The sequence below is a fragment of the Enterobacter cloacae complex sp. HYC074_NIDB genome, assembly GCF_056673345.1.
Genome location: NZ_CP114214.1, coordinates 3,292,803 through 3,314,375 on the forward strand (window position 1 = coordinate 3,292,803; position 21,573 = coordinate 3,314,375).

A 21,573-nucleotide genomic window follows, 5' to 3' on the forward strand; every position below is an offset into this window, starting at 1 on the left:
CACTGTAAAAAAAAGACACGGTAACTGATTGTTACTGTGCCTTCTTTTGGTCGTCGTTTCGATGATCAATCACAAGTCATCGAGGAATGTTTTATCAAGCTGTTTAAACGCACGCTTGAGGGTATCCGCCAGCGCCTGATAGTCCGGCTTACCTTCAACCGGTGCCAGCGCCTGGCCAGCCTCTTCCAGTTTTCCACGCACTTCATAAAACCAGTGTAAAATAGAAGGCGGAAGTGGCGTGACGGAACGTTTACCTAACCACCATAGCCCCTGCATCGGCAGGCTTAACGCAAAGAGCGCCGTCGCGACGGCAGGGCCAAGCTGCCCACCTAACGCTATCTGCCAGCACAGGGTAAAAACGGCAATCGGGGGCATAAAGCGAATCGCATAGCGCGTGGCGCGAATAGTGCGATTTTCAATAAACATGGGCGCGAGGCGCTTTTCCATCGGCCATGTCTTTGCGTAATGCTGTCCCCGACGAAACAGACTAAAAAAGTTCACGGACGGGATTTCGGGTGTCGACATGGCTGTACCTCAACTTCACATATAAAAATTAAAATTTTCGTGCAAAACCACAACAGGCTATGACAACGTTCAAAATATTTTGTCATCGCTACCCCGTATCGGGTATCCTGTGCCAGCCTGATAGGGCCGTAGACGATAAGCGTTAACTCGTCAAATTATCGCATATTATGCCATTGTCTGAAAAATGTTCAAAATGGCTTAAAATCATAGGTATTTCTTTCATCCTGCCAGAATGTTCGTTTGGCATGATGTTAATCATAAATGTCTGGGTCAGCATGCGTTACGCTTTTAGACTCACTGACGTTTTTTTAGCCACGTATCAATAATAGGTACTTCCATGTCGAGTAAGTTAGTACTGGTTCTGAACTGCGGTAGCTCCTCACTGAAATTCGCCATCATCGATGCGCTCAACGGTGACGAGTACCTCTCTGGTTTGGCCGAATGTTTCCATCTGCCTGAAGCACGTATCAAGTGGAAGATGGACGGCAGCAAACAAGAAGCGGCTTTAGGTGCAGGCGCCGCTCACAGTGAAGCGCTGAACTTTATCGTTAACACTATTCTGGCACAAAAACCAGAACTGTCTGCTCAGCTGACCGCAATTGGTCACCGTATCGTCCACGGCGGCGAAAAATACACCAGTTCCGTGGTAATCGACGACTCCGTGATTCAGGGTATCAAAGACTCTGCGTCTTTCGCACCGCTGCATAACCCGGCTCACCTGATCGGTATCGCTGAAGCACTGAAATCCTTCCCGAGTCTGAAAGACAAAAACGTGGCCGTGTTTGATACTGCGTTCCATCAGACCATGCCGGAAGAGTCTTACCTCTATGCCCTGCCATACAGCCTGTACAAAGAGCACGGCGTCCGTCGTTACGGCGCTCACGGTACCAGCCACTTCTATGTGACTCAGGAAGCCGCAAAAGTGCTGAACAAGCCGGTTGAAGAAGTCAACATTATCACCTGCCACCTGGGCAACGGTGGTTCTGTTTCCGCTATCCGCAACGGTAAGTGTGTTGACACCTCTATGGGTCTGACCCCGCTGGAAGGTCTGGTGATGGGTACCCGTTCCGGTGATATCGACCCGGCGATCATCTTCCACCTGCACGACACCCTGGGCATGAGCGTTGACGACATCAACAAAATGCTGACCAAAGAGTCTGGCCTGCTGGGCCTGACCGAGGTCACCAGCGACTGCCGTTACGTTGAAGACAACTACGCAGAAAAAGCTGACGCTAAACGTGCAATGGACGTTTATTGCCACCGCCTGGCGAAGTACATCGGTTCTTACACCGCGCTGATGGAAGGCCGTCTGGATGCTGTTATCTTCACCGGTGGTATCGGTGAGAACGCGGCAATGGTACGTGAACTGTCCCTGGGCAAACTGGGCGTTCTGGGCTTCGAAGTTGATCATGAGCGTAACCTGGCTGCCCGCTTCGGCAAGTCTGGCTTCATCAACAAAGAAGGCACCCGCCCTGCTATCGTTATTCCAACTAACGAAGAGCTGGTCATCGCGCAAGACGCACACCGCCTGACTGCCTGATTCCACACCGCCAGCAATGCTGGCGGTGCTGTTTTGTAACCCGCCCAACGCGGCGGTAACGAAAGAGGATAAACCGTGTCCCGTACTATTATGCTGATCCCTACCGGAACCAGCGTCGGCCTGACCAGCGTCAGCCTCGGCGTGATCCGCGCTATGGAACGCAAAGGCGTTCGTCTGAGCGTCTTTAAGCCTATCGCCCAGCCACGTGCCGGTGGCGATGCGCCAGACCAGACCACCACCATCGTTCGCAAGAACTCCAATCTGCCAGCGGCTGAACCGTTGAAGATGAGCCACGTTGAATCTCTGCTCTCCAGCAACCAGAAAGACGTGCTGATGGAAGAGATCATTGCCAACTACCACGCAAACGCGCAGGACGCGGAAGTGGTGCTGGTTGAAGGCCTGGTCCCGACCCGTAAACACCAGTTTGCCCAGTCTCTGAACTTTGAAATCGCGAAAACCCTGAACGCAGAGATCGTTTTTGTGATGTCTCAGGGCACGGATACCCCAGAGCAGCTGAAAGAGCGTATCGAACTGACGCGCAGCAGCTTCGGCGGTGCGAAAAACACCAGCATCACCGGCGTGATTGTTAACAAGCTGAACGCGCCAGTAGATGAGCAGGGCCGTACGCGTCCTGACCTGTCCGAAATTTTTGACGACTCCTCCAAAGCGAAAGTCATCAAAGTTGACCCGGCTAAGTTGCAGGATTCCAGCCCGCTGCCTGTTCTGGGCGCGGTGCCATGGAGCTTCGATCTGATTGCCACCCGTGCAATCGATATGGCGCGTCACCTGAACGCCACCGTGATCAACGAAGGCGATATCAACACCCGCCGCGTGAAGTCCGTAACCTTCTGCGCACGTAGCATTCCACACATGCTGGAACACTTCCGCGCAGGTTCACTGCTGGTGACCTCTGCTGACCGTCCAGACGTGCTGGTTGCAGCGTGCCTGGCTGCAATGAACGGCGTGGAAATCGGTGCAATTCTGCTGACCGGCGGCTATGAAATGGACGCGCGTATCAGCAAGCTGTGCGAGCGTGCGTTCGCCACTGGCCTGCCAGTCTTCATGGTGAACACCAACACCTGGCAGACCTCCCTGAGCCTGCAAAGCTTCAACCTCGAAGTGCCGGTTGATGACCACGAGCGTATCGAGAAAGTTCAGGAATACGTTGCGGGCTACATCAATGCGGACTGGATCGAATCCCTGACTGCGACCTCCGAGCGCAGCCGTCGTCTGTCTCCTCCAGCCTTCCGTTACCAGCTGACCGAGCTGGCGCGTAAAGCGGGCAAACGCGTGGTTCTGCCAGAAGGCGACGAACCACGTACCGTTAAAGCGGCAGCCATCTGTGCAGAACGCGGTATCGCGACCTGTGTGCTGCTGGGTAACCCGGATGAGATCAACCGCGTTGCGGCGTCTCAGGGCGTTGAGCTGGGCGCTGGCATTGAGATCGTTGACCCGGAAGTGGTTCGCGAAAGCTACGTTGCTCGCCTGGTTGAACTGCGTAAGAACAAGGGCATGACCGAAGCCGTTGCGCGCGAGCAGCTGGAAGACAACGTCGTGCTGGGTACGCTGATGCTGGAGCAGGACGAAGTTGACGGTCTGGTTTCCGGTGCGGTTCACACCACCGCGAACACCATCCGTCCACCGTTGCAGTTGATCAAAACCGCACCGGGCAGCTCTCTGGTCTCCTCCGTGTTCTTCATGCTGCTGCCTGAACAGGTTTATGTTTACGGCGACTGCGCGATCAACCCGGATCCAACCGCAGAGCAGCTGGCAGAAATCGCTATCCAGTCTGCGGACTCCGCGATTGCCTTCGGTATCGAACCGCGCGTCGCGATGCTCTCCTACTCCACCGGTACCTCTGGTGCAGGTAGTGACGTAGAGAAAGTCCGTGAAGCGACCCGCATTGCGCAGGAAAAACGTCCGGATCTGATGATCGACGGCCCGCTCCAGTACGATGCCGCGGTAATGGCTGACGTGGCGAAATCCAAAGCGCCGAACTCGCCGGTTGCAGGTCGCGCTACCGTGTTCATCTTCCCGGATCTGAACACCGGTAACACCACCTATAAAGCGGTACAGCGTTCAGCAGACCTGATCTCCATCGGGCCAATGCTGCAAGGCATGCGCAAACCTGTGAACGACCTGTCCCGTGGTGCGCTGGTAGACGATATCGTCTACACCATCGCGCTGACGGCGATCCAGTCTTCGCAGCAGCAGTAATGTTTTGCCGGATGGCGCTTCGCTTATCCGGCCTACAGGACCGTAGGCCCGGTAAGCGCCAGCGCCACCGGGCAACAAAAAGGCGACCACACGGTCGCCTTTTTTTATTACAACAGCTCCCGCGCCGCCGACACAATGTCATGTGCCGTCAGGCCATACTCCTTTTGCAAGAAGTCCTGCGTGCCCACCTGACCATATCGTTCCTTCACCCCCACCCGACGCAGGGGCACCGGACAGGTTTCCACCAGCACTTCCGCCACCGCCGACCCCAGCCCGTTGTGAATGCTGTGGTTTTCGCAGGTCACAATACGCCCGGTTTTCTCGGCATAGTTTTTCACCAGCATCCGATCGATAGGCTTCAGGGTAAACATGTCGATGACCGCTGCGCTTACCCCCTCCTGCTCCAGCTGGCGCGCCGCCTCCAGCGCTTCCGCCACCATAATGCCGTTAGCAATCAAGGTAATATCGGTTCCCTCGCGCAGCACGTTGCCCTTGCCGATGGTGAAGGTTGACCCCGGGGCATACACGCTCGGGGCCTGTTTACGGATGGTCCTCACCCAGTAGAAGCCTTCCAGGTCGATAAGCTGACGCAGCACATCTTCGAACATCACCGCATCGGTCACCTCCAGCACCACTGAATGCGCCAGACCGCGCACGATGCCCATGTCCTCGAACGACATATGCGTCCCGCCGTTGTGGCAGGCCGTCACGCCCGCATCCGAGGCAATCACCTTCACGTTATTGCGCTGGTAGTCCAGGGACATAAACAGCTGGTCGAAGCAGCGACGGCTGGCAAAGGCGGTAAAGGTATGGACGAACGGCTTACGTCCGGTGAGCGACAGCCCGGCGGCCGTCCCAATCACGTTAGCCTCCATAATGCCGCAGTTGATGACGTGCTGTGGATAATCACGCGCTACGCCGTCCATCGCCATCGAACTCATCAGATCCGCTTCGAGCGCAATAATCTCGCTCCCGGCCTCAATCTGTTTTGCCACAAAACCCGCGTAGACCTTACGCATCTCAACGGCATCTTTCTGTCCTGTCGGTGCAACCTTAATCATGTGAAGCCTCCAGTTGGCGAATCGTCTCGTTGAGCGCCGCTTTGCTCTCCTCAGTTAATCGCAGGTGATGCGAGTTGCTGAGCTGTTCCAGGTATGGCACCCCCTGCCCTTTGATGCTGTCGAGGAGCACCACCCGCGGACGCGCATCGGCCGCAGCGATCGGCGCGGTCACCTCCAGCAGCGCCGGAATGTCATCCCCTTTCACCGTTACCACGTCAAAACCAAAGGCGCGGAATTTGCCTTCCAGGTCGAAGGCGCTGATGATTTCGTCCAGCTCGCCGTCGAGCTGCTGTTTGTTCCAGTCCACGAATACCGTCAGGTTGTTCAGTCGATGGTGAGCAATAAACTGGAAGGCTTCCCAGCACTGTCCTTCGTTCAGCTCCCCGTCACCGACGATGCAGAACACCCGGTTTGGCCTTCCTGCCAGCTTGTGCGACAGCGCCATGCCGCCAGCGATGGAGATCCCCTGCCCCAGTGATCCGGTGGTGGCATCCACGCCGCGTGTTTTCAGGCGATCCGGGTGACTTGGCAGACGCGTCCCGTTCTGGTTCAGCGTGCTCAGCTCTTCAATCGGGAAGTAGCCCTTAATCGCCAGCGTGCTGTACAGCGCCGGGCCCGCATGGCCTTTCGACAGCACAAAGTAATCGCGCTCTGGCCAGTCCGGATCGGCCGGGTCAATTTTCATCACCGCGCCGTACAGCACCGCCAGCGTTTCAACGACTGACATGCTGCCGCCGTAGTGCCCAAAACCCAGCTGCGTAAGGGATTTCAGCGTCTCAAGGCGAATCTGACGCGCCAGTTCGGTTATTTCATTCTCATTCATGATTTGGCTCCGGGGTTTTCCTGCGCGTTACCGCTGGCAGGTTTGTTTTTAGCGAAGACGTTGTAGGCCACCAGCAGCGCGAACAACACAACAACCAGTCCGGTGATGGCAAACGGCGACAGGAAGCGCGCCAGGTTGCCCAGCACAATCCCGACCGCACCAAAATCAGCGTCCGAGAAGGTCGTATTCGCAAAGCCAATTGCGCCCAGAACAGGCAGCAGCAGGACCGGGAGGAAGGTGATCAGCAGGCCATTAGCAAAGGCGCCAATCATTGCCCCGCGGCGTCCACCGGTGGCGTTACCAAACACGCCCGCCGTTGCACCGGTGAAGAAATGCGGCACGACGCCCGGCAGGATCAGCACCCAGCTAAACTGACCGCAGATGAACAAGCCCACAATCCCGCCGAGGAAGCTAAACAGGAAGCCAATCAGCACCGCGTTTGGCGCATACGGGTAGACTACCGGACAGTCCAGCGCAGGCCGCGCATTGGGCACCAGTTTTTCCGAGAAGCCAGTAAAGGCCGGGACGATTTCCGCCAGAATCAGGCGCACGCCCTGCAAGATGATGAACACGCCTGCCGCGAAGGTGATGGCCATAATGATGGCGTACACCAGGTAGTTCTGGCCGCCGCTGAAGGTGGCCTCCACGTACTCACGTCCGGCGCTCACCGCCATGATCAGGTAGATAATCATCATGGTCAGGGAGATGGAGATTGAACTGTCACGCAGGAAGCTAAGGTTCTTCGGCAGGTTCATCTCTTCGGTGGAGCGCGAACCTTTACCGACCTTGCTGCCAATCCAGCCGGACAGCACGTAGCCCAGCGTGCCGAAATGACCGAAGGCGATCTCATCGTTGCCGGTAATACGCTTCATATAGCGCTGCGCAATCGCCGGGAAGAAGGCCATAATCAGGCCGAGGATCAACGAGCCGGTAAAGACCAGCCCGACCCCCTCGAAGCCTGCAACCGTCAGGATCACGCCAATCATGCATGCCATGTAGAAGGTGTGATGCCCGGTGAGGAAGATGTATTTCAGGCGGGTAAAGCGCGCAACAATAATATTCGCCACCATCCCGAAGGCCATAATGAGCGCGGTGGAAGCGCCATATTTTTCCAGGGCAATCGACACAATAGCTTCATTGTTGGGAATAATGCCCTGAATATTAAAGGCGTGCTCAAACATACCGCCGAGCGGATTTAATGAGCCCACCAGCACGGTTGCGCCGCCGCCCAGTACAATAAAGCCGAGAATGGTTTTAATTGTGCCTTTTACCACATCCGAAAAGGCTTTTTTCTGCGCCACAAGACCAATCAGAGCAATTAAACCGACCAGCACTGAAGGGACTTTTAAAATATCAACAACGAAGTTCAGCGTTTCAAGGATAAACATATCCACCTCGCCTTATCAGGATTATTGTCTTTCGAACCAGGCGCGCAGCTGCGCTTCGAGTTCGTTAATATCGATGATATTGTTGATCACCACCAGCTGGCTTTCCGGCACGCTGGCGCTGGCGGCAATGTCTTTCGCCATTACAAACAGGTCCGCCGCGCCCGGCGTAGCCGAGGAGAGATCGGAGTGTTCAACCTCGGCCTCAATTTCCAGTTTTTTGAGCACCTTTTTAATATTCATTTCGACCATAAAACTGCTGCCCAGGCCGGAGCCGCAAATAGCCATGATTTTCATTGTTATCCCCTTTTTTGAGTAGAGTACGCCCCATCACGCTGATGCGTAATGTTGAGATGAATCGGATTAAATAATTAAATCAGAAGCGATCGATGATGGTTTTTATCTCCTCCAGCGTATTCGCCCGATGTAATTCAGCCATATCTTCGTCGCTGGAAAATAATTCCGCTAAGGCTGAGATCATTTCGATATGGCTATGCTTGTCCGGCGCCGCCAGCATCACAATCACATCGACGGGGTCAAACTCACCGGCACCAAAAGAGACACCCTGTTTCAGTTTTAATAATGACAGGCCAAGTCCTTTCGCCCCTTCTTCCGGTCGCGCATGGGGCATTGCCAGCCCTGGAGCCAGCACATAGTAGGGACCTAACGTGTGATGCTGCTCGATGATAGCCGTGACATATTCCGGCGCAATGACCTGCAAATCCAGCAGCGGTTTCGCGCACAGTTCCAGCGCCTGGGGCCAGCTTTCAACGCTATCCTGTAGGATGATGGTTGTATCATATATCCACTTTTTGAGCATTTTTCACTCCCGCTAAAGACCAGACATGGGCAAACTCTATTCAACCCATCAATTAATGACTGCGATCGCGATCACAAAGATAGCGCTACCAACAACTAACATGCAGAACTGTGATAGCGCTATCAAATTACTATCATGGTGCGAAATCACAGCAAAAAAAGGGATTTAAGGCGTATACTGCCTGTCACGTAAAATGAAGGATGAAACTGAATCGCGTCCTGTCAGCAGGAAGAGGTATGTCTTTAACCCGAAAACGGCGCAGTACCGGAAAAGTAACGCTCGCGGATGTCGCGCAGCTTGCCGGCGTAGGCACGATGACTGTTTCCCGTGCCCTCCGCACGCCCGAACAGGTTTCCGATAAACTGCGTGAAAAAATTGAAGCCGCGGTGCAGGAGCTGGGATACATGCCCAATCTTGCCGCCAGCGCACTGGCATCGGCATCGTCATGGACGATTGCGATGGTTGTACCCAATCTTTCCGAAGCTGGCTGTTCCGAGATGTTCGCCGGGCTACAGCAGGTGCTCCAGCCAGCCGGATATCAGATCATGCTGGCGGAATCTCAGCATCGTCTTGAACAGGAAGAGAAACTGCTTGAAACGCTGTTGGCCTCGAACATCGCCGCGGCGATACTGCTCAGCGTCGAGCACTCTGATACCGTGCGACACTGGCTAAAAAACGCCTCTATCCCGGTGATGGAAATGGGTGCAATGCGTGCCGATCCGATTGATATGAATATCGGGATTGATAACGTCGCCGCCATGTATGAACTTACCGAGATGGTGATTCAGCGCGGCTACCAGAATATCGGCCTGCTGTGCGCTAACCAGGAACAGTGGATTTTTCAGCAGCATTTGCAGGGCTGGTACAAGGCGATGCTGCGCCAACACCTGGCGCCGAACAGAGTGATTAATGCCGCCATGCCGCCGAACTTCTCCACCGGCGCGGCACAATTGCCAGAGTTCCTGCTGGCGTGGCCGGAGCTGGATGCGCTGGTGTGCGTGTCAGATGAACTGGCCTGCGGCGCGCTGTATGAGTGCCAGCGTCGGCGCATCAAGGTGCCGGACGATTTAGCGGTCGTAGGTTTTGGCGACAGCGACGTCAGTCGCGTCTGTCAGCCGCCGCTGACGACGATGGCAGTACCGCATCGCAAGATTGGGATTGAAGCCGGGAAAGCGTTACTGGAACGTCTTAATGACGGAGACTGGCGCGACCATAAACCCATCGCGTCCAGCCTGTGTCTGCGGGAAAGCTGTTAAGGCTTACTCAGCCTCTTCCTCTTTTTCCGCCTTATTTTCCGGTTTAGCGGATTCGTTTTTGGCGTTGCGGGTCATCCACAGCGCCAGTGCTTTAAGGGAATCCGGCGTGAATTCGTCGCAACGCGCGGTGATCTCTTCCGGCGTCATCCAGCTGACTTCGCTCACTTCCTCTTCCTGCAAGGCGAAAGGCCCATGGGAAACGCAGCTAAACAGCCCGCCCCAGACGCGACAATGCTCATCTTCGAAATAAAACTGCCCGTGCTCGGCAAACGGCACACCAGCGATACCTAACTCTTCTTCCGCTTCACGACGCGCGGAATCCAGCAGCACTTCATCGGCCTGCACGACGCCACCCGCTGTGGCATCCAGCATACCAGGAAGAAAATCTTTGGTGTCGGTGCGACGCTGGACCAGAATCTTGCCCATGCCGTCATGAACAACGATGTACGTCGCGCGGTGACGCAGACGCTCCGCACGCATTTGTTCGCGGCTGGCCTGCGCGATCACTTCATTTTCTTCGCTGACAATGTCAACCCATTCAGTACTTGCCAAATGATTCTGCTCCACCATCGGGAAACCTTCTCGTCTAAGCGCTCTTTCGGCGCGTTTGCAGTTGTGGTGTAACTTACGGATTAATCGCTATCTGCGCAATAACTTGCTGATCATTAAGTGCGATAACGCTTAATGTCCCGTCTTCATACATGCCGTAGCTTGCCGGGTTGCCGCCTTTAGGAATGCTGACAGACCCGGGGTTAAAGTGATAAAACGCCCCGCGCTTTTCCGCCACCGGAATATGAGTATGACCATAAACCAGGACATCGCCAGCGGCGAGTGACGGCAGGTTATCCGGGCCGAACAGGTGCCCGTGGGTCAGGAACAAACGGCTGTTTTCCATCAACACCTGTTGCCAGGGAGCGGTAATGGGAAAATGCAGCAGCATCTGGTCAACTTCACTGTCACAGTTGCCGCGAACGGCGATAATGCGCGAGGCAAAATGATTAAGTTTTTCCGCCACCTGCGCGGGAGCATAGCCTTCCGGCAACGCATTGCGTGGGCCGTGGTTTAACACATCGCCCAGGATCACCAGCCACTGCGCCCCGCTTTGGGCGAACAGAGAAAGCACGCGTTCGGTCGCGGGCAGCGATCCATGAATATCCGACGCAAACATCAGTTTCATCAGTTACTCCTCGGGAATACAGACTGCCCCTATCATACCTCAAGCGTCCCGTCTTATCAGCCCGCGCGCTTAGCAGAGAGTGCCAGATAGCGCTGTACCGACGCGCGTTGCCACTGGAATGTGGCGTAATCCACCAGCAGTTGTGGGACGTCATCCCCGTTGAGGATCAGGCGATTGAGCATCAGCGCCAGATCGGTGTCGGCAATACACCACTCGCCAAACAGGTTGGGGTTACCCTGCGCCAGCAGCGATGACGCAGTTTCAATCAGCTTCCGGGCGCTGGATAAGCCTTCCTCACTGAGGGCGGGCTTTTTGACGCCAGCGAACACCACGTCCGTGGAGCGTTCTGTGCGAATCGGCACCAGGTCGCTACGCAGCCACGCCTGGATCTGGCGGGCGCGGGCGCGCTTTTGCAGATCGTGAGGATAGATGCGTTCCCACTCAGGCGGGGCAAATCGGTCCTCAAGGTACTCGTCAATCGCCGAAGATTCACTCAACTCAAAACCGTCGATCTCCAGCACAGGGACTCGGCGAGTGAGCGCGTAGCCCTGCCACTGAGGCTTCAGGTGTTCGCCGCTGTCCAGGTCAACGGTTTTCAGAGTAAAAGTAAGCCCCTTTTCTGCCAGCGCCACATAAACGCTCATGACATAAGGAGAAAAAAAGTTCGCATCGGACCACAACGTTATTACAGGCTGGCTCATAACATCCTCTTCGGCTGATCGGTTTTCACTCAACATATAATCTCTTTGCCTCGCTGTCACTTGATGAAAACTCACGATTTACAACAAGCACCTATACTGATTTTTCATGGCAACACTATTCGCACTGACAGGAGTTGAGAATGATAGATCTCTATTATGCCCCCACCCCTAATGGCCATAAGATCACACTCTTTCTTGAAGAAGCCGAAGTGGACTACCGGATCATTCGCGTGGATATCAGTAAAGGCGACCAGTTCCGCCCCGTTTTTCTGGCCATCTCGCCCAACAATAAAATTCCGGCCATCATTGATAACCTGCCCTCTGACGGCGGCAAACCGTTAAGCCTGTTTGAGTCCGGAGAGATTTTGCTCTATCTGGCAGAGAAAACCGGCAAGCTCCTGAGCGGTGAGTTGCGCGAGCGTCATCACACGCTGCAATGGTTATTCTGGCAGTCGAGCGGCCTCGGGCCGATGCTGGGGCAGAATCACCACTTTACGGCCTATGCGCCGCAGACGATCCCTTACGCCATTGAGCGATATCAGGTCGAAACCCAGCGCCTGTACGGGGTACTGAACCGTCGGCTGGAAAAATCACCGTGGCTGGGAGGTGAGCATTACAGCATCGCAGATATCGCCTGCTGGCCGTGGGTCAACACCCATGAACGCCACCGGATCGACCTGGCCACTTATCCGGCGGTGAACAACTGGTTTGAGCGCATCCGGACCCGCCCGGCCACCGAACGCGCCATACAAAAAATCCATCAGATTTGATCCTGCGCCCCGTTGGGTGCAGGTGTTCTCCTCATGTATGATGAGGTGAAAATACTGACACGGAGAAGACCTGCAATGTCCCAGCATGACGCTATTATTCGTATAAAAAACTTACGCTTACGCACGTTCATTGGTATCAAAGAGGAGGAGATCGCGAATCGCCAGGATATCGTGGTGAATGTGGTGATCCACTACCCGGCAGACAAGGCGCGCGCCAGTGAAGACATCAATGACGCGTTGAACTATCGCACGATCACCAAAAGCATCATCCAGTACGTAGAGAACAACCGTTTTGCGCTACTGGAAAAATTAACTCAGGATGTGCTCGACATCGCACGCGAACACCACTGGGTCACTTATGCTGAAGTGGAGATCGATAAACTTCACGCCCTGCGCTACGCCGACTCCGTCTCCATGACGTTAAGCTGGCAGCGCCAGGCGTAAACCTGGAGGTTGTATGAAGATCCTGCTCACCGGCGGTACGGGCCTGATTGGTCGCCATCTCATTCCACGTTTGCAGGCTTTGCATCACGACATTACCGTGGTCACGCGCAGCCCGGAGAAAGCGCGCCAGGTGCTGGGCACCGGCGTTGAGATCTGGAAAGGCCTGGCGGAAAGGCAGGATCTGAACGGCTTTGACGCCGTCATCAACCTTGCAGGCGAACCAATCGCCGATAAACGCTGGACCGAAGAGCAAAAACAGCGTTTATGCAGCAGTCGCTGGAATATGACCGAAAGGCTGGTTGAGCTGATTCGCAACAGCGAGACGCCGCCCTCGGTGCTGATTTCAGGCTCTGCTACAGGCTACTATGGCGATCTTGGTGAAGTGGTGGTGACCGAAGAAGAGCCGCCGCACAACGAGTTTACCCATAAACTCTGCGCCCAATGGGAGCGTATCGCCTGCGGGGCGCAGAGCGATAACACCCGCGTCTGCCTGCTGCGCACCGGCGTGGTGCTTGCTCCGAAAGGCGGTATTCTCGGTAAAATGTTGCCGCCGTTTAAAATGGGGCTTGGCGGGCCCATCGGAAACGGTCGTCAGTATCTGGCGTGGATCCATATCGACGATATGGTCAACGGTATTCTCTGGCTGCTGGATAACGACCTGCGCGGGCCGTTTAACATGGTGTCTCCGTATCCGGTACGTAATGAGCAATTTGCTCATGCCCTGGGTCATGCCCTGCATCGCCCGGCGGTGCTGCGCGTGCCTGCGACGGCGATTCGTCTGCTGATGGGTGAGTCTTCGGTGCTGGTACTGGGCGGGCAGCGCGCGCTGCCAAAACGGCTGGAAGCGGCCGGGTTTACGTTCCGCTGGTATGACCTGGAAGAGGCGCTGGGGGATGTGGTGCAGTGAATATGTTAGAGTTATACGCCATGTCTGGATGATATGGCGTAACTATGGCAACCATCACCACAACCCGACTTCACCTCACCCCTTTCGAACCTTCTGACTGGGCATTCTTCCGCTCTCTGCGCGAAGACCCCGCCATCATGCGCTATATGGCCGCTATTACACCGGAAAAAGAGACGCGCCGCGTATTTGCCGCACGCCTGATGGCGGAGCATGTCTTTGTAATCCGTCTGCATAACGACGTTACGCCGCTCGGGGATATCGGCCTGCAAATCAGTGCGGCGAACCGTGAAGAGGCGGATATTGGCTACACGGTTGTGCCTGCCGCGCAGGGAAAAGGCATTGCCAGCGAAGCGCTGCGCGCGGTGTGTGAGTATGCATTTAACCAGACGGGCGTGAAGGCGATAAACGCGTACGTGCTGGCGGATAACGTCGGGTCGGTGCGGGTCCTTGAGAAAGCGGGTTTTGTGCGCACGCAGGTGCTGGAGAAGGCGTACGAGATTAACGGCGTACGGTATGACGACTGGGTGTATCGGCTCGAGTGTTGAATGCCGGGCGGCACTGCGTTTGCCCGGCCTACGGTTTTTGTAGGCCCGGTAATCGAAGCGCCACCGGGCAATTGGGCGGCTCTGCGGCCTGATGCCCTCACCCCGGCCCTCTCCCACAGGGAGAGGGAGAAAGGCCAAACCTACTTCAACGAGCCTTTCAGGAACTGCTGCAAACGCGGGCTTTGCGGGTTCGCCAGCACCTCGTCCGGATGACCCTGCTCTTCAATCTTGCCCTGATGCAGGAAGATAACGTGGTTAGAAACGTTACGGGCGAAGCCCATCTCATGCGTCACCACCACCATTGTTTTGCCCTCTTCCGCCAGCTTCTGCATGATGCGCAGCACTTCGCCAACGAGTTCAGGATCCAGCGCGGAAGTCGGTTCGTCAAACAGCAACACTTCCGGCTCCATCGCCAGCGCACGGGCGATAGAAACACGCTGCTGCTGCCCCCCTGACAGGTGCACCGGATATTTGATCTGCTGCCGCTCGTCGATACCCACTTTCGCCAGGTATTTGACCGCACGCTCGCGGGCTTCCTGCTTGCTTAAGCCGAGCACCTGAACCGGCGCTTCCATCACGTTCTCCAGCACCGTCATGTGGCTCCAGAGATTGAAGTGCTGGAACACCATTGTCAGACGCGTACGCAGCAGGCGTAGCTGATTTTTATCCGCCACTTTAAGCTGGCCGTCTTTATCACGGACCATGTTGATGTTCTGTCCGCTCACCACAATCGACCCTTCGCTCGGCTTTTCGAGGAAGTTGATGCAGCGCAGGAAGGTACTTTTACCCGAACCTGATGAGCCGATAATACTGATCACGTCGCCCGCGTTAGCCTCCAGCGACACCCCTTTCAGCACTTCATGTTCGCCGTAGCGCTTGTGCAAATCAATTACGTTTAATTTGTTCTTAGCCATCATAAATTCTCAGTGCGTCGACGGTTTTATATGCTGCAACCAGCGTTTTTCAGCCTTACGGAACAGGCTGATCAGGACGTAAGAAATGATCAAATAGAGCACTGCTGCAATGCCAAACGCCGTAAACGGCTGGTAGGTGGCAGAGTTAATATCGCGGGCAATCTTTAACAGATCCGGTACCGTGGCGGTAAACGCCAGTGCCGTCGAATGAAGCATTAAAATCACTTCGTTGCTGTACGCCGGCAGCGCAATACGCAGCGCCGAAGGCAGAATAATACAGCGGTAGAGCTTCACGGACGAGAAGCCGTACGCGCGCGCCGCCTCGATCTCACCGTGCGGCACAGAACGGATGGCCCCGGCGAAGATCTCGGTGGTATAGGCGCAGGTATTGAGGGTCAGCGCCAGCACCGTACAGTTCAGACCGCTGCGGAAGAACGCATTCAGCATTTCAGTGCCTTTTACGATCTCAAGCGTGTACATCCCGGAATAGAACACCAGCAGCTGTACGTACAGCGGCGTACCGCGAAACACGTAGGTGAACAGCCAGATAGGGAACTGAATAAATTTATTGTTCGACACGCGGCCAATGGCAAGAAACACCGCCAGAATGCCGCCCATTACCACCGAGGAGATCAGCAGCCACAGCGTGATCGCCACGCCAGTAAAGCGGTAGCCATCCGTCCAAAGCAGGGATTTCCAGTACTCCTGAATAATCTCAATCACAGGTCAGCCCTCTTCACACCCACGGAGTAGCGACGTTCGAGCAGAAGCAGCACACCATTGGAGACGGTCGTAAAGACCAGATAGATTACGCCGCAAACCACCGCAAAATAGAACGGTTCCCAGGTGCTTTTACCTGCCAGCTGCGTGGCCTTCACCACATCTTCCAGACCCAGCAGGGAGACCAGCGCCGTTGCCTTGAGAATAACCTGCCAGTTGTTCCCGATGGCCGGCAGCGCGTAGCGCATCATGGCCGGGAACATGATCCGGCGAAACGTTTGTGAAGAGGTAAAACCGTAGGCGGTCGCCGCTTCAATATGCCCTTTCGGCACGGCCATGTAAGCGCCGCGGAAAGTCTCAGTGAAATAGGCACCGTAGATAAAACCAAGGGTAATAATACCGGCCACCATCGGGTCGATATCGATCTGCTCCATGCCGATGGCATCCGTTACGCCGTTAAGTGCGATTTGCAGGCCGTAAAAGATCAGCAGCATCAGCACCAGGTCAGGCACGCCGCGAATCAGCGTGGTATAGCCTTCAAATATCAGCGCCAGCGGTCTGTTGGCGGATAATTTTGCCCCCGCGCCCGCCAGGCCTATCAGCACCGCCAGCACCACGGAGCTGATAGCCAGCTCAAGGGTGACAAGCGCGCCCTGTAAAATAACGCCAGAAAATCCGTACAGCATACCGCGTGCCCTGTCGTCTCGTGAGTGGTGGAACTGTGTCTTTTCCCCTCCCGGAACGGGAGGGGCCGCACGTTATCAGACGGGGCGATTAGCCGCCGTAAACATTAAAATCGAAGTACTTTTTCGCCAGCTTGTCGTAGGTGCCGTCCGCACGCATCTCGGCGAACGCTTTGTTCAGGGCTTCACGCAGTTCGTTGTCTTCTTTACGCAGGCCCATACCGGTGCCAACGCCAAAGAGTTTTTCGTCCTTAATGGACGGACCGCCGAACTTGTAATCTTTACCCACAGGCTGTTTCAGGAAACCTTCGCTTGCCGCCACTTCATCCTGGAATGCTGCATCAATGCGGCCTGCCGTCAGGTCTGCGTAGATGTTTTCCTGGCCCTGGTAAGAGACAATTTCAATCCCCTTTGGCGCCCAGTGCTCGTTGCCGTAGGTTTCCTGCGTAGTACCCTGCAACACGCCCACGCGTTTGCCTTTCAGAGATTCAAGGGTTGGCTGAATGTCAGAGGATTTCGCCACCACCAGACGTGAGTCCGCCGCGTAGAGTTTGTCCGTGAAGGCAATCTCCTGCTGACGTTTTTCTGTGATGGACAGGGAGGACATGATCACGTCAATTTTCTTCGCTTTCAGAGACGGGATCAGCGCATCCAGCGGGTTTTCAACGTAGGTACATTGCGCTTTAATGCGTTTGCACAGCTCGTTAGCCAGATCGATGTCAAAACCAACCAGTTCCCCCTTCGCATTCTTCGATTCGAAAGGTGCATAGGTTGGGTCAGTTCCAATACGAATTTTCTGCGGAATTGCTGCGAATGCCGCGGTGGCGCTGGAAAAAGCCAGTACCAGAGAAAGTGACAACACCAGTTTTTTCATATCTGTCCTCAACAAACTGTCTTAATACGAGATTTTTACGACGACGGGGTGTTGTTAATGTGCCATTAATCCCCTCATTCAGGCAAAGATTAATGCCTTTGAACGGGAATTTTTGCATTATAAATGCTTAACTATGCACACAGCGATCCAGCATGGTGCATGCATTGCACCATACTGGAACATAACCCCGCAGAGATGCACCACTTCAGTGCATCTATTTCAGGCATTAATCACCGTAGACGTTGAAATCGAAGTATTTCTTCGCCAGTTTGTCGTAGGTACCGTCTTTACGCAGCTCATTAAACGCTTTGTCGAAGGCGGCTTTCAGCTCGGTATCATCCTTACGCAGGCCAATACCGGTACCGTCGCCAAAGTATTTTTTGTCTTTTACCGACGGGCCGGCAAAGGCGTACTCTTTACCCGCAGGCTGTTTCAGGAAGCCTTCGCTCGCGGCGACTTCATCCTGAAACGCCGCATCCAGACGGCCTGCCGCCAGGTCAGAGTAGATCAGATCCTGGTTCTGGTAAGCCACAACATCGACGCCCTTCTCGCGCCAGTTTGCATTGGCGAAACCTTCCTGGGTCGAGCCCTGAAGCACGCCAACATGTTTGCCTTTCAGCGAGTCGATGGTCGGCTGGATTGGCGAGCCTTTCGCGGCAATCAGACGTGAGTCGGCAGCGTAGAGCTTCTCAGAGAAGGCAATCTCCTGCTGACGTTTTTCCGTGATGGAGAGAGAAGAGATAATGGCATCAATTTTCTTGGCTTTCAGCGACGGGATCAGCGCGTCAAAGTCACTGCCCACCCATGTGCATTTCACTTCCATGCGTTTGCACATCTCATTTCCCAGATCGATATCAAACCCCACGAAGTCGCCTTTCGCATCCTTGGAGGAGAATGGCGCGTAGGTTGCGTCTGTACCGATACGAACTGTCTGTGGAAGCGCTGCATAGCTACTTGCTGCCGCACTAAAGCCCACGAGCAAAGACAGAGCCAGAACCGTCTTCTTCATACATTTACCCTCAAGAACCGTGATTTTATTATGGTTTATGTTGTGTGTTGTGTTGCAGGCTGCTCTTGCAGGTCTTATGCCACATTGTCGTCGGGATAGAACTACGACGTTAAATATGTTAATAAAACGTTGCGATACTGCCTTAATGGTGAAAGATAGCAGGTCTGCCGAACGAACCGGAAAGAGAAAAAAGGAAAAAGCGAATTAAATGTCGAGGATATGATCGCGGTTGCAGTTTTGCCCTGAAACAGGGCAAATTGTCTTTCCATGCACCTTGTTTGTGCACGGCTTCACGCCCCCTGCCAGCGGGTAAAGAGATCTTCCGGCAGGTCGATATCGAACTGATCCAGCACGCGGTTAACGGTCTGGTTGATGACATCGTCCAGCGTTTGCGGACGATGATAGAACGCGGGGACCGGCGGCATAATCACGGCCCCCAGTTCGGCTGCCTGCGTCATTAAACGCAGATGTCCCAGGTGCAGCGGCGTTTCCCGCACGCAGAGCACCAGAGGACGACGCTCTTTCAGCACCACATCCGCTGCACGCGTCACCAGCGTGTCGGTATAGCTGTTTACAATGCCGGAAAGGGTTTTAATCGAACAGGGCAAAATAACCATGCCGGCCGTTTTAAACGAGCCCGAAGAGATGCTGGCGGCGATATCGCGGGCATCGTGGACAACGTCAGACAGGGCCTGAACGTCGCGCAGAGAGAGATCGGTTTCAAGAGAGAGGGTCTGACGCGCCGCCTGGCTCATCACCAGATGGGTTTCTACGCCTGCAACGTCACGCAGCACCTGTAACAGCCGGATGCCATAAATCGCGCCGCTGGCACCGCTGATCCCTACAATGAGTCGTTTCATGATTTTCGCCCTTGCTGATTTCAGGGCAGACTGTGCAGGATTTTACGGGGAGTTGCAAGTGAGGGCGAGCGCCCTCACCTGCATACGCATCAACCTTCGTTGTGCATCTCTAAGCTTTCGAGATCGTTTTGCAGCTGGACGGCTTTCGCATCGTCGTTACGCAGAGAATCCAGATAGTCGAGATACTGCTGGTCAACGTCTTTCGTCACGTAGATCCCATTGAATACCGAGCATTCGAACTGCTGAATATCCGGGTTCTCGGCGCGCACCGCGTCGATCAGATCGTTCAGATCCTGGAAAATCAGACCGTCGGCACCGATGATCTGCCGGATTTCGTCTACTTCACGACCGTGAGCAATCAGCTCGTTAGCGGTTGGCATATCAATGCCATACACGTTCGGGAAACGAATTTCCGGCGCTGCGGAGGCAAGATACACTTTCTTCGCCCCGGCCTCACGCGCCATCTCGATGATCTGCTCAGACGTCGTGCCGCGCACAATAGAGTCGTCCACCAGCAGCACGTTCTTGTCGCGGAACTCGGCGCGGTTAGCGTTCAGCTTACGACGTACTGACTTACGACGCAGCTGCTGGCCCGGCATGATAAAGGTGCGGCCCACGTAGCGGTTTTTCACGAAGCCCTGACGGTACGGCTTGTCCAGAATACGGGCAATCTCCAGCGCGATATCACAGGAGGTTTCAGGGATTGGGATGACGACGTCGATGTCGAGATCGTCCCACTCGCGGGCAATCTTCTCGCCCAGCTTCGTCCCCATATTGACGCGCGCGCTGTAAACGGAAATCTTGTCGATGAACGAGTCCGGACGCGCGAAGTAAACGTATTCGAACAGGCACGGGTTGCTCACCGGATTGTCGGCGCACTGACGGGTAAACAGCTGGCCCTTCTCAGTGATGTAGACCGCTTCGCCTGGCGCGACATCACGCAGGAATTCGAAGCCCAGAGTATCCAGCGCCACGCTTTCGGAGGCAACCATGTACTCGGAACGGCCATCGCCGAGATCACGTTTGCCGAGCACCAGCGGGCGAATGCCGTTTGGATCGCGGAAGGCTACCATGCCATGACCGATGATCATCGCCACGCAAGCATACGCGCCACGGATCTGGCGATTAGTCGCGGCAACGGCAGCAAAAATGTTGTCTGCTTCCAGCGGATAATGGCGGAAGTTATCCAGCTCGCTGGCAAAGATATTGAGCAGGATTTCAGAATCAGAGGTGGTGTTAATGTGGCGACGTTTCTCTTCAAACAGCTTTTTACGCAGCTCGTGGGCATTGGTCAGATTGCCATTGTGGGCAAGCGTGATGCCATACGGGGAGTTAACGTAAAAAGGCTGAGCCTCAGAGGCGCTGGAACTGCCAGCAGTAGGATAACGAACGTGACCGATCCCCATATTACCTTGCAGACGCTGCATATGGCGGGCTTCAAATACATCGTTTACCAGGCCGTTCGCCTTGCGTAAACGGAAGCAGTTGTTTGCATCAATGGTGATGATACCCGCAGCATCCTGCCCACGGTGCTGAAGCACCGTTAACGCGTCATAAATCGACTGGTTTACCGGCATGAAACCGGCGATACCGACAATACCGCACATTCGTCTTTTCCTCGTTAAGCCACATCTCAGGGTTTATGCCCTGGGCAAGAAACTCGACGAGCTTTGCAGATAGTCAAAGAACCATCTGATGATGAAGCTGAACTCCGGAATGAGCTGCGATTTTTGCCAGTCTTCACTTTTGGAGAACCCGGTAAAGGTATCCAGGAAGAACAGGATCGCGGCCACAATGAGCACGCCTCGCAACGCGCCGAAACAGATGCCGAGCACCCTGTCCGTTCCTGACAGACCGGTTTTCTCGACCAGCTGACCTATCACGTAATTGACGATAGCGCCGACAATCAGCGTCGCGATAAACAGCACCGCGATGGCGATTCCGTTTCGGACCAGTTCATCTTCAAAGCCCGTGAACCAGACAGACAGGTAAGTGTAGTAATGACTGGCAACAAAGAAAGCACAACCCCAGGTTACCAGCGATAACGCTTCACGAACAAAGCCACGGATCAGGCTAACCAGACAGGAAAAACCAATCACCGCAATGATGGCGTAATCAATCCAGACCATATGTGTCCCACGATTTAACGCCCTGTCATCCAGTTCGGGGCGAATTCTAACAGAAAAAGAAAACGTTTGCGTAGGGATTTCCTTCCCACGCGTAAATAAAAAAGGCGCTGAAAAAATGCTCAACGCCCCGCACCTTTGACGTTTCTGTGAACGTCTGCCTCCCCCTCACCTCGGCCCTCTCCCTCAAGGGAGAGGGAGTAAACCGACCCCTCG

At 54.9% G+C, this 21,573-nt stretch carries 24 protein-coding genes; 7 read left to right on the forward strand and 17 right to left on the reverse strand.

Going from position 1 to position 21,573, the window contains the following annotated elements:
* Positions 1-69: 69 nt before the first annotated feature.
* Positions 70-525 carry a terminus macrodomain insulation protein YfbV gene (gene yfbV / locus O1724_RS15875; RefSeq protein ID WP_003861459.1) on the reverse strand — a complete coding sequence of 152 codons (456 nt, stop codon included), beginning with the start codon at positions 523-525 and terminating at the stop codon, positions 70-72.
* Between the two features lie 337 nt (positions 526-862).
* Here yfbV and ackA point away from each other — a divergent pair, with 337 nt between their 5' ends.
* Both ackA and pta read left to right on the forward strand, forming a co-directional pair.
* On the forward strand, positions 863-2,065 hold the full coding sequence (ackA, locus tag O1724_RS15880; protein ID WP_015572267.1) for an acetate kinase: 1,203 nt from the start codon (positions 863-865) through the stop codon (positions 2,063-2,065).
* Positions 2,066-2,140: 75 nt separating this feature from the next.
* Positions 2,141-4,282, forward strand: a complete 2,142-nt coding sequence (gene pta / locus O1724_RS15885; protein ID WP_022651538.1) for a phosphate acetyltransferase — start codon at positions 2,141-2,143, stop codon at positions 4,280-4,282.
* A 107-nt stretch (positions 4,283-4,389) separates the two neighbouring features.
* Here pta and O1724_RS15890 read toward each other — a convergent pair whose 3' ends face one another.
* The 5 genes from O1724_RS15890 to O1724_RS15910 all read right to left on the reverse strand — a co-directional run bounded on the left by O1724_RS15890 (position 4,390) and on the right by O1724_RS15910 (position 8,371).
* On the reverse strand, positions 4,390-5,343 hold the full coding sequence (locus O1724_RS15890; RefSeq protein ID WP_003861452.1) for a transketolase family protein: 954 nt from the start codon (positions 5,341-5,343) through the stop codon (positions 4,390-4,392).
* The gene (locus tag O1724_RS15895) at positions 5,336-6,166 is read right to left on the reverse strand and encodes a transketolase (RefSeq protein ID WP_126296737.1); all 831 of its coding nucleotides are present in this window, start codon (positions 6,164-6,166) and stop codon (positions 5,336-5,338) included. The genes O1724_RS15890 and O1724_RS15895 overlap by 8 nt, the downstream gene beginning before the upstream one ends.
* On the reverse strand, positions 6,163-7,554 hold the full coding sequence (locus O1724_RS15900; RefSeq protein ID WP_022651540.1) for a PTS ascorbate transporter subunit IIC: 1,392 nt from the start codon (positions 7,552-7,554) through the stop codon (positions 6,163-6,165). Before O1724_RS15900 ends, O1724_RS15895 begins: the two co-directional genes overlap by 4 nt.
* Before the next feature lie 21 nt (positions 7,555-7,575).
* On the reverse strand, positions 7,576-7,848 hold the full coding sequence (locus O1724_RS15905) for a PTS sugar transporter subunit IIB (RefSeq protein WP_003861447.1): 273 nt from the start codon (positions 7,846-7,848) through the stop codon (positions 7,576-7,578).
* A 79-nt stretch (positions 7,849-7,927) separates the two neighbouring features.
* Positions 7,928-8,371 (reverse strand): PTS sugar transporter subunit IIA, encoded by a 444-nt coding sequence (locus O1724_RS15910; protein WP_022651541.1) that lies wholly within the window; start codon positions 8,369-8,371, stop codon positions 7,928-7,930.
* 236 nt (positions 8,372-8,607) lie between these two features.
* On the opposite strand from O1724_RS15910, the gene O1724_RS15915 reads away from it, so the two are divergent.
* Positions 8,608-9,627, forward strand: coding sequence for a LacI family DNA-binding transcriptional regulator (locus O1724_RS15915; RefSeq protein WP_463726354.1), 1,020 nt, complete (start codon positions 8,608-8,610; stop codon positions 9,625-9,627).
* A gap of 3 nt (positions 9,628-9,630) precedes the next feature.
* Here the strand turns inward: O1724_RS15915 and yfcD are convergent, their stop codons facing one another.
* From yfcD to yfcF, 3 genes are read right to left on the reverse strand one after another with little or no spacing between them, the layout of a single operon-like run.
* Positions 9,631-10,197, reverse strand: a complete 567-nt coding sequence (gene yfcD / locus O1724_RS15920; protein WP_003861439.1) for an NUDIX hydrolase YfcD — start codon at positions 10,195-10,197, stop codon at positions 9,631-9,633.
* 55 nt (positions 10,198-10,252) lie between these two features.
* Positions 10,253-10,804 (reverse strand): phosphodiesterase, encoded by a 552-nt coding sequence (gene yfcE, locus O1724_RS15925; RefSeq protein ID WP_017692997.1) that lies wholly within the window; start codon positions 10,802-10,804, stop codon positions 10,253-10,255.
* Between the two features lie 56 nt (positions 10,805-10,860).
* Positions 10,861-11,505: a glutathione transferase gene (gene yfcF / locus O1724_RS15930; RefSeq protein WP_003861435.1), complete on the reverse strand. Its 645-nt coding sequence runs from the start codon at positions 11,503-11,505 to the stop codon at positions 10,861-10,863.
* A gap of 140 nt (positions 11,506-11,645) precedes the next feature.
* Between yfcF and yfcG the strand changes: the two genes are divergently transcribed.
* From yfcG to O1724_RS15950, 4 genes are all read left to right on the forward strand, one after another.
* A complete protein-coding gene (gene yfcG, locus O1724_RS15935; RefSeq protein WP_126296739.1) occupies positions 11,646-12,275 on the forward strand; it encodes a GSH-dependent disulfide bond oxidoreductase in 630 nt (209 codons plus the stop codon).
* 75 nt (positions 12,276-12,350) lie between these two features.
* Positions 12,351-12,719, forward strand: a complete 369-nt coding sequence (folX, locus tag O1724_RS15940) for a dihydroneopterin triphosphate 2'-epimerase (protein WP_003861432.1) — start codon at positions 12,351-12,353, stop codon at positions 12,717-12,719.
* A gap of 13 nt (positions 12,720-12,732) precedes the next feature.
* Positions 12,733-13,626, forward strand: coding sequence for a TIGR01777 family oxidoreductase (locus O1724_RS15945; RefSeq protein WP_003861430.1), 894 nt, complete (start codon positions 12,733-12,735; stop codon positions 13,624-13,626).
* A gap of 44 nt (positions 13,627-13,670) precedes the next feature.
* Positions 13,671-14,171: a GNAT family N-acetyltransferase gene (locus O1724_RS15950; protein ID WP_032102739.1), complete on the forward strand. Its 501-nt coding sequence runs from the start codon at positions 13,671-13,673 to the stop codon at positions 14,169-14,171.
* A gap of 140 nt (positions 14,172-14,311) precedes the next feature.
* On the opposite strand, the gene hisP is transcribed toward O1724_RS15950, so the two are convergent.
* From hisP to cvpA, 8 genes are all read right to left on the reverse strand, one after another.
* Positions 14,312-15,085, reverse strand: coding sequence for a histidine ABC transporter ATP-binding protein HisP (hisP, locus tag O1724_RS15955; RefSeq protein ID WP_463726355.1), 774 nt, complete (start codon positions 15,083-15,085; stop codon positions 14,312-14,314).
* 9 nt (positions 15,086-15,094) lie between these two features.
* On the reverse strand, positions 15,095-15,808 hold the full coding sequence (locus tag O1724_RS15960) for an ABC transporter permease (protein ID WP_003861424.1): 714 nt from the start codon (positions 15,806-15,808) through the stop codon (positions 15,095-15,097).
* Positions 15,805-16,491, reverse strand: coding sequence for a histidine ABC transporter permease HisQ (locus O1724_RS15965; RefSeq protein WP_109948974.1), 687 nt, complete (start codon positions 16,489-16,491; stop codon positions 15,805-15,807). The genes O1724_RS15960 and O1724_RS15965 overlap by 4 nt, the downstream gene beginning before the upstream one ends.
* 88 nt (positions 16,492-16,579) lie before the next feature.
* A complete protein-coding gene (gene hisJ, locus O1724_RS15970; protein ID WP_003861421.1) occupies positions 16,580-17,362 on the reverse strand; it encodes a histidine ABC transporter substrate-binding protein HisJ in 783 nt (260 codons plus the stop codon).
* 226 nt (positions 17,363-17,588) lie between these two features.
* Complete coding sequence (gene argT, locus O1724_RS15975; RefSeq protein WP_109948973.1) at positions 17,589-18,371, reverse strand: lysine/arginine/ornithine ABC transporter substrate-binding protein ArgT; 783 nt, start codon at positions 18,369-18,371, stop codon at positions 17,589-17,591.
* Positions 18,372-18,661: 290 nt separating this feature from the next.
* Complete coding sequence (locus O1724_RS15980; protein ID WP_032659653.1) at positions 18,662-19,231, reverse strand: UbiX family flavin prenyltransferase; 570 nt, start codon at positions 19,229-19,231, stop codon at positions 18,662-18,664.
* An 89-nt stretch (positions 19,232-19,320) separates the two neighbouring features.
* Positions 19,321-20,838, reverse strand: coding sequence for an amidophosphoribosyltransferase (gene purF / locus O1724_RS15985; protein ID WP_008502595.1), 1,518 nt, complete (start codon positions 20,836-20,838; stop codon positions 19,321-19,323).
* Between the two features lie 33 nt (positions 20,839-20,871).
* Positions 20,872-21,360 (reverse strand): colicin V production protein, encoded by a 489-nt coding sequence (cvpA, locus tag O1724_RS15990; protein ID WP_000262116.1) that lies wholly within the window; start codon positions 21,358-21,360, stop codon positions 20,872-20,874.
* Between the last annotated feature and the right edge of the window lie 213 nt (positions 21,361-21,573).

What these genes read in the sequence shown, in the direction of transcription:
- hisJ (WP_003861421.1), bottom strand. Translation starts at nt 17,362, where the DNA reads ATGAAAAAACTGGTGTTGTCACTTTCTCTGGTACTGGCTTTTTCCAGC.
- yfcE (WP_017692997.1), bottom strand. Translation starts at nt 10,804, where the DNA reads ATGAAACTGATGTTTGCGTCGGATATTCATGGATCGCTGCCCGCGACC.
- argT (WP_109948973.1), bottom strand. Translation starts at nt 18,371, where the DNA reads ATGAAGAAGACGGTTCTGGCTCTGTCTTTGCTCGTGGGCTTTAGTGCG.
- O1724_RS15965 (WP_109948974.1), bottom strand. Translation starts at nt 16,491, where the DNA reads ATGCTGTACGGATTTTCTGGCGTTATTTTACAGGGCGCGCTTGTCACC.
- O1724_RS15980 (WP_032659653.1), bottom strand. Translation starts at nt 19,231, where the DNA reads ATGAAACGACTCATTGTAGGGATCAGCGGTGCCAGCGGCGCGATTTAT.
- yfcF (WP_003861435.1), bottom strand. Translation starts at nt 11,505, where the DNA reads ATGAGCCAGCCTGTAATAACGTTGTGGTCCGATGCGAACTTTTTTTCT.
- O1724_RS15890 (WP_003861452.1), bottom strand. Translation starts at nt 5,343, where the DNA reads ATGATTAAGGTTGCACCGACAGGACAGAAAGATGCCGTTGAGATGCGT.
- O1724_RS15945 (WP_003861430.1), top strand. Translation starts at nt 12,733, where the DNA reads ATGAAGATCCTGCTCACCGGCGGTACGGGCCTGATTGGTCGCCATCTC.
- hisP (WP_463726355.1), bottom strand. Translation starts at nt 15,085, where the DNA reads ATGGCTAAGAACAAATTAAACGTAATTGATTTGCACAAGCGCTACGGC.
- O1724_RS15905 (WP_003861447.1), bottom strand. Translation starts at nt 7,848, where the DNA reads ATGAAAATCATGGCTATTTGCGGCTCCGGCCTGGGCAGCAGTTTTATG.
- purF (WP_008502595.1), bottom strand. Translation starts at nt 20,838, where the DNA reads ATGTGCGGTATTGTCGGTATCGCCGGTTTCATGCCGGTAAACCAGTCG.
- O1724_RS15895 (WP_126296737.1), bottom strand. Translation starts at nt 6,166, where the DNA reads ATGAATGAGAATGAAATAACCGAACTGGCGCGTCAGATTCGCCTTGAG.
- O1724_RS15900 (WP_022651540.1), bottom strand. Translation starts at nt 7,554, where the DNA reads ATGTTTATCCTTGAAACGCTGAACTTCGTTGTTGATATTTTAAAAGTC.
- cvpA (WP_000262116.1), bottom strand. Translation starts at nt 21,360, where the DNA reads ATGGTCTGGATTGATTACGCCATCATTGCGGTGATTGGTTTTTCCTGT.
- folX (WP_003861432.1), top strand. Translation starts at nt 12,351, where the DNA reads ATGTCCCAGCATGACGCTATTATTCGTATAAAAAACTTACGCTTACGC.
- yfcD (WP_003861439.1), bottom strand. Translation starts at nt 10,197, where the DNA reads ATGGTGGAGCAGAATCATTTGGCAAGTACTGAATGGGTTGACATTGTC.
- O1724_RS15910 (WP_022651541.1), bottom strand. Translation starts at nt 8,371, where the DNA reads ATGCTCAAAAAGTGGATATATGATACAACCATCATCCTACAGGATAGC.
- O1724_RS15950 (WP_032102739.1), top strand. Translation starts at nt 13,671, where the DNA reads ATGGCAACCATCACCACAACCCGACTTCACCTCACCCCTTTCGAACCT.
- ackA (WP_015572267.1), top strand. Translation starts at nt 863, where the DNA reads ATGTCGAGTAAGTTAGTACTGGTTCTGAACTGCGGTAGCTCCTCACTG.
- O1724_RS15915 (WP_463726354.1), top strand. Translation starts at nt 8,608, where the DNA reads ATGTCTTTAACCCGAAAACGGCGCAGTACCGGAAAAGTAACGCTCGCG.
- yfbV (WP_003861459.1), bottom strand. Translation starts at nt 525, where the DNA reads ATGTCGACACCCGAAATCCCGTCCGTGAACTTTTTTAGTCTGTTTCGT.
- yfcG (WP_126296739.1), top strand. Translation starts at nt 11,646, where the DNA reads ATGATAGATCTCTATTATGCCCCCACCCCTAATGGCCATAAGATCACA.